The 6,190-nt window shown below is 25.3% G+C and carries 10 protein-coding genes; 9 read left to right on the top strand and 1 reads right to left on the bottom strand.

The features are described 5' to 3' along the window. The 9 genes from EHV01_RS02445 to EHV01_RS02405 all read left to right on the top strand — a co-directional run. Positions 1-331: IS30 family transposase (locus tag EHV01_RS02445; RefSeq protein WP_422066054.1), on the top strand; the 331-nt coding region annotated here is incomplete at its 5' end. A 566-nt stretch (positions 332-897) separates the two neighbouring features. Further along, a complete protein-coding gene (gene rpsP, locus EHV01_RS02440) occupies positions 898-1,257 on the top strand; it encodes a 30S ribosomal protein S16 (RefSeq protein ID WP_415746052.1) in 360 nt (119 codons plus the stop codon). 25 nt (positions 1,258-1,282) lie between these two features. Beyond that, positions 1,283-1,534: a hypothetical protein gene (locus EHV01_RS02435; RefSeq protein ID WP_126820775.1), complete on the top strand. Its 252-nt coding sequence runs from the start codon at positions 1,283-1,285 to the stop codon at positions 1,532-1,534. Next, positions 1,535-2,026: a ribosome maturation factor RimM gene (locus EHV01_RS02430; RefSeq protein ID WP_422066053.1), complete on the top strand. Its 492-nt coding sequence runs from the start codon at positions 1,535-1,537 to the stop codon at positions 2,024-2,026. Between the two features lies 1 nt (position 2,027). Then, positions 2,028-2,831, top strand: a complete 804-nt coding sequence (trmD, locus tag EHV01_RS02425; protein ID WP_422066052.1) for a tRNA (guanosine(37)-N1)-methyltransferase TrmD — start codon at positions 2,028-2,030, stop codon at positions 2,829-2,831. After that, entirely contained in the window at positions 2,785-3,141 is a 357-nt protein-coding gene (rplS, locus tag EHV01_RS02420; RefSeq protein ID WP_400249111.1) for a 50S ribosomal protein L19, read from the top strand. The genes trmD and rplS overlap by 47 nt, the downstream gene beginning before the upstream one ends. Before the next feature lie 66 nt (positions 3,142-3,207). After that, entirely contained in the window at positions 3,208-4,056 is an 849-nt protein-coding gene (locus EHV01_RS02415; protein ID WP_422066051.1) for a ribosome biogenesis GTPase RsgA, read from the top strand. A 55-nt stretch (positions 4,057-4,111) separates the two neighbouring features. Next, positions 4,112-5,002: a ribosome biogenesis GTPase YlqF gene (gene ylqF, locus EHV01_RS02410; protein ID WP_422066050.1), complete on the top strand. Its 891-nt coding sequence runs from the start codon at positions 4,112-4,114 to the stop codon at positions 5,000-5,002. Beyond that, the gene (locus EHV01_RS02405) at positions 4,995-5,651 is read left to right on the top strand and encodes a ribonuclease HII (protein WP_422066049.1); all 657 of its coding nucleotides are present in this window, start codon (positions 4,995-4,997) and stop codon (positions 5,649-5,651) included. The genes ylqF and EHV01_RS02405 overlap by 8 nt, the downstream gene beginning before the upstream one ends. A 148-nt stretch (positions 5,652-5,799) precedes the next feature. On the opposite strand, the gene EHV01_RS02400 is transcribed toward EHV01_RS02405, so the two are convergent. Continuing rightward, positions 5,800-6,102: a hypothetical protein gene (locus tag EHV01_RS02400; RefSeq protein ID WP_422066048.1), complete on the bottom strand. Its 303-nt coding sequence runs from the start codon at positions 6,100-6,102 to the stop codon at positions 5,800-5,802. Positions 6,103-6,190: the final 88 nt, after the last annotated feature.

Below are 6,190 nucleotides of genomic sequence, written 5' to 3'. Positions count from 1 at the left end.
TAAAAATATTTTTAAGAATAGATTATTTAAAAATTGTATTAAAGGCATTATTACTGACCAAGGTAAAGAATTTAGTAACTGAAAAGAAATAGAAAAAATTACTGGTGCTAATGTTTATTTTTGCGATGCTGGAACACCCACTCAAAAACCTCATGTTGAAAGAATAAATAGAGATATCAGACATTGATTACCACCTGGAACAGATTTTAATAAAGTTGATAATAAACAACTAAATTGAATAATGAAGACTATTAATAATAAATTACGCCCCTGTCTTAACTGAATTTCTTCTAAAAAGGCATTTGAATTTTTAACATTAGTTCATAAATAAATTTATTAATAAAACTTAATAAATGATTTTTTAGTATGCTTAAATATGGTTAAATTAAGTTATATTTATAAAATATTTTAATTTTTTTAAAAAATAGTTGCATTTATTTTAAATGATGTTATTGTTTTATTAATAAGAGCTTTGGAAAAAGCGTTTTTGCAATTACAATTTGCATTAATAAAATCAAATTTATCAAATTTCATAATTTTAGATTGCTATAATTTCTATTTTAAATATATTTTATAGGAATTTTAAAATAACTAGGTTATGCAAGAAGTCTAATAAGCTACATTCTAAATATCAAGGCGAAACATTAAACAAACGGGTAAATGAAAAAATATTTGGAATTAGTGGAAAAGGGATGACATTACATAAAAAAGATGTTTTTATCCCACAATCAGTGTTAAATGTTTTTAAAAATGATTTTTCTGAAGAAGGAAAATATGATTAGCAAAAAATAAAGTGTTAAGTTAAAAAACTTGACTCTTTTTTAATTTCAGGTATTATATAAAGGATGTTAAGTTTTATAGTTTAACATGAACGCAGAATTAGAAAGGAAATTATTAATGGTAAAATTACGTTTAAAAAGAATAGGTAAAAAGAAAGCAGCATTCTACCGAATTGTTGCAACAGATGCTCGTGTCAAACGTGATGGAGAATATATTGAGTTAATTGGAACATATAATCCTATTAATGGTGATGTAAAAATTAATCATGATCTTGCTTACAAATGATTATTAACAGGAGCACAACCAACTGATACTGTTCGTAATTTGTTAAGTAAAGAAGGCTTAATGACTAAATTGCATAATGAAAAATATGCTGCTAAAACAACAAAGAGTACAAAAGAAAAAGCAGCAACAGATAAAAAAGCAAAGGTAACAAAGAAACCGAAGGCAAAGACAACAACAGATGCCAAAAAATAGTTGTAATTAAGTGTGGTGTTAATTAATGTATATTACTGAACTTAAAAATTTAATTAATCCGTTAATTTGTCAGGATGATAATGAATTATATTATGAAATTCGTCAAATGCCATCGACAAATGTAGGAGAAATTAATTTATTAGTAATGTGTAATGAAGAAGTGTTAGGATATGTTGTTGGTAAAGCAGGAATAATTGCTAATAGCTTAAGAACTTTATTAAATATTAGAGCACATGTTGATCAAAATAAAGTTAATATTAAGTTTGAGGTTTTATAGATGGAAACTTTGTTAAAAATTTTTAAACTTAAAAAGCCCCATGCAATTAAAGGTGAACTTAAAGCAACTTTATTAATAAACATTAAAAATATAAATAAATTGCTTAATAAATTAATGTTTATTCAAGTTCAAATGATGTATACGCCAGTAACATTAATTAAAATTACTGATACTAAGCAAGATTATATTTTAAAATTTAAAGAGTTTACTAATATTAATGAGGTAATAGCTTTTAAAGAATGCTATTTATTTGCTCAAAAAGCAAATTTAAATTATACAGAAGTTATTAATCAGGAAAATTTAATTAATTTTACAGTCTTTCATAATCAAAAAAAAATTGGGATTTTAGTAAATCAATTTGAAACTAAGGCACATCTTGTTTTTGAAATTAAAACAACAGATGGTACATTAATGATGATTCCAAATGTTGATGCATATGTTGAACAAGTTGATCTGCAACAACAAGAAATTATTTTAAAAAAGGTGATTTAAAATGAAAAAATTTACAGTATTAACTTTATTTCCAGAAATGTTCAATAATTTTATGACAACATCAATTATTAAAAAAGCACTTTATGAAAAATTAATTGCAATTAAAATTGTTGATATTCGTGATTATAGCATTGACAAACATCATCAAGTTGATGATTACCAATATGGTGGTGGTGAAGGAATGGTTTTAATGATTGAACCATTAGTAGCAGCGATTAAAGCTCACCAAACAAAAGACAGTGTAACAATTTTGTTAACACCACAAGGTAAGCAATATGTGCAAGAACAAGTGCAACAATTTGCAGCAAATGATAATGATTTAATTTTAGTTTGTGGGCATTATGAAGGCTTTGATGAAAGAATTTTATATTATATTGATTATGAATTATCAATTGGTGATTATATTTTAACTGGCGGTGAATTAGCTAGTATGGTTATAATTGATAGTGTTACTCGTTTATGTGAAAATGTAATTAATACACAATCACATCTCAATGATTCTTTTTCTAACAATCTATTAGATTATCCTGTTTATACAAAACCAGTTGAATATGATGGCTATTATGTTCCTGAAGTTTTATTAAGTGGTCATCATCAGAAAATTGCCCAATGACGAGAATATGAAGCATTAAAAAAAACTTGATTAAAACGTCCCGAACTTTTAGAAAAAAAAATTTTAACCACAGAACAACAAATATTATTAGAAAAAATTAAAAACGAAAAAAGGTTTAACGACCGTAGAAAGGAAAAAAACAATTATGAAGATGAATTTAACAGAAGAAATTACAAAAGATCAACTTCGTAGTGATTTGCCACAATTTTCTTCAGGAGATACAATTAAAGTACATTATAAAATCCAGGAAGGAAATAAGTTTAGAATTCAAGCTTTTGAAGGAGTAGTAATTAAGTTACAAGGTAGCGGAATTGCAGAATCAGTTACAATTCGTAAAATTAGTAATAGAGCTGGCGTTGAAAGAAAATTCCCTTTACATTCGCCATTAATTGATAAGATTGAAATTGTAAAATATGGACGAGTTCGTCGTGCTAGAATTTATTACATGCGTAATCGAACTGGTAAAGCTGCTCGAATTAAAGAGATTATTAAAACAAAATAACCCTAAAAGACTGATAAAGTCTTTTTAATTTGTATTAAAATAATAACACAAGGAGGAAACACAATTATGTGTGATAAGAAATTTTCAATTCCCAAAGAATTTATTAAAAATAATAAGAGGGTTTATAAACTTGCTGAAACAGCTGATGTTATTATTGAAGTAGTTGATGCAAGAATTGCACATTCTGGTGCTAATCTTTTAAATTATGCGAAATTAAATGATGTGAAAAGAATAATTTTATTTTCAAACACACAAAAAGCTGATGTTGAGCAAACAAAAAAATGAATGGAATATTATCATAGCCAAGAAATTTATTGTCAAATGTTATTATGTCATGAAGAGCAAACTAGTAAAGAATATCAGCGGTGTTTAGCCAATTTTAAGAAACTTTTAAAAAAGTATGCTAATAAGAAGATATTAATTATTAGTTTACCAGATAGTAATAAAGAACTTTTATTAGAAAAAATATTTGATAATAATGAAACATTTGAAAAAGGAAGAGGAATATTTTTTACCCGTGAAAAAATTTATCGTTATAATAATGTTGAATTTATTGACACAGTACCAATTACAGGGATTAATTTTTCTCAACCAGATGTTTATTGAAATACACAAATTTTAGGACTTTTTAAAATAGAGGATAATACAGAAATAGTAGCAATTAAAGCATTCCAATTGTTATTAACAAAATATCAAAAAAAATTAGAAACAGCATATAGTGTTCGAATTCAACCAAAATCATCAGTAAAACAAATTGTTAAAGAATTTATTAAATTAATGACAACAAATTTATCTTTACCTGATAGTGAAACAACCGATAATTTACTTCTATGTGCTAAATTTTTAGAAGATATTAAAAAAGGGAAGAAGATTCCCGCAATTTCATTGGAATGAGTTGAAGATTATGTTAAATAATTTTTATTTAAAATGATAAAAATTATTAAAAAAAGATTAAAAGGAGGAAAATAAAATGACAATAAATATTCATTGGTTTCCTGGCCATATGGCAAAGGCAATTAAACAAATTGATGAGCAAAGTAAATTAATTGATTTAGTAATTGAAATTGTTGATAGTCGAATTCCGTTTTCCTCTTCAAATCCATTGGTTGATAACTTACGTGGTTTAAAACCAAAGTTAATTATTTTAAATAAAAAAGATTTAGCGGACCCAGTTGCCATCAAGGCATGACTTGAATATTACCAATCGCAACAGATTGCTGTTTTACCATTGGATAGTAAGCATGGCAATATTACAAAATTAATTATTGAAAAAATTTATTTTGTTTTAGCTGGTAAAATTGAACGTGATCAAAATAGAGGAATTAAATCACCAAAACTAAAAGTAATGGTAATTGGTATTCCTAATGTTGGAAAATCTACTTTTATTAATGCTTTAATAAAACGAAATTCAACTCGAGTTGGCAATAAACCAGGTGTAACAAAAGGCCAACAATGATTAAAATTAAATCATCAAATTGATTTAATTGATACTCCGGGAATTTTATGGCCTAAAATTAATGACCCACAAGTAGCAATGAATTTAGCTTTTACACGGTCAATCAAAGAAGATATTTTACCAAAAGAAGAAATTTGCTTAGCTGCAATAAAATGAATGCATAAATATTATTTTTCTTTGTTAGCGAAGCAATATCATCTTTTACCAAGTGATAATTTTGATGTAACAGATGAACAAAAACTTTTTGAATTATTATTAGTAATGCAACAAAATCATTTTCATAAAGTTGATGAAGATAATGTTAATAATATTGTTACTGATTTTTTAAATAATTTATGAAATAATAAGTTTGGTTTAATGTCTTTTGAGTTTCCACCTGGAAGAGGAACAATTAATTATGAATAAATTTGAACAAGAGATTTTAATGCCATATCCTAATACAACAATTATGGCAGGAACTGATGAAGCTGGCCGTGGGTGTTTAGCAGGTCCTTTAGTTGTTAGCGCTGTTATTTTACCGCTAAATTATGTTAACGATGAAATTAAGGATAGTAAAAAATTAACAGTAAAGCAACGAAATAAATTAGCAGATGAAATTATGTCTATTGCAATTAGTTATACGATTGAGATTATTTCTGTTGCAATGGTTGAAACTTTGAATCCTAAGCAAGCAAGTATTATTGGTATGCAACAAGCAATTGATAATTTAATGGTTAAACCAGATATAATTTTAACTGATGCAGAAAAGTTAGGACCATTTTATCATCACCAAGCAATTATTAAAGGAGATAGTCTTTCACAATCAATTGCGGCAGCTTCAATTTTAGCAAAAGTAACAAGAGATAATTTAATGCTCAAATTTGATCAAGATTATCCACAATATGATTTTAAAAATAATAAAGGGTACAGAACCAAAAAACATTTATTAGCATTACAAGAATTTGTAATTACATCATTGCATCGGAAAACTTATCGCCCTGTTCGTGAAGCTATGTTAAAAAATAATGTTAATTATAAAATAGGTCGTATAAATTATTTAAGGGTCTTAAATTAATATCTTAGAAATTGTGGAATAATATACCACTTACTTATTTAGATTGTATTACTTTTAATTTTAATGTCAATATATTTTTCTATTTTTTTAAATTTTTCCACAACAAAAAATACATTTTTATTAAAATTATTTAATTTCTTAGATAAAACTAATAAAAATATAAATTTTTTTGTAAATTATTATTTACAAAATTATTAACTGAATAATTAAATTTATTTTCTTCTAGCATTTGTTCATTACTATTAAATAAATCAATTTTATTTTTTAATCCCATCATACTAGCATTTAATTTATTTCTAATAGTTTTTTCACTATAAATAGCTTTTTTAATCATAGTGCCTTTTCAATAATGAGAAATATCACCTTCAATATCACAACCAATATTATTCCATAGTGTTTGGTTTTCAATTCCTTCTTTATTATTTTTAATTAATCTAATAGTTTTATTCAAAAAANTATTAAAATAATTGTAAATATTTTTAAAAAGATACTAATAGCAAATTATAATTTTAATTAATTATGTCTTTTATTTAAAAATA

Origin of the sequence: Spiroplasma sp. hy2 (assembly GCF_044714365.1) — a bacterium.
Taxonomy (GTDB): Bacteria; Bacillota_I; Bacilli_A; order Mycoplasmatales; family Mycoplasmataceae; genus Spiroplasma; species Spiroplasma phoeniceum.
The sequence above is the reverse complement of the archived record's forward strand: the minus strand, read 5'-3'. Positions and strand labels throughout refer to the sequence as shown.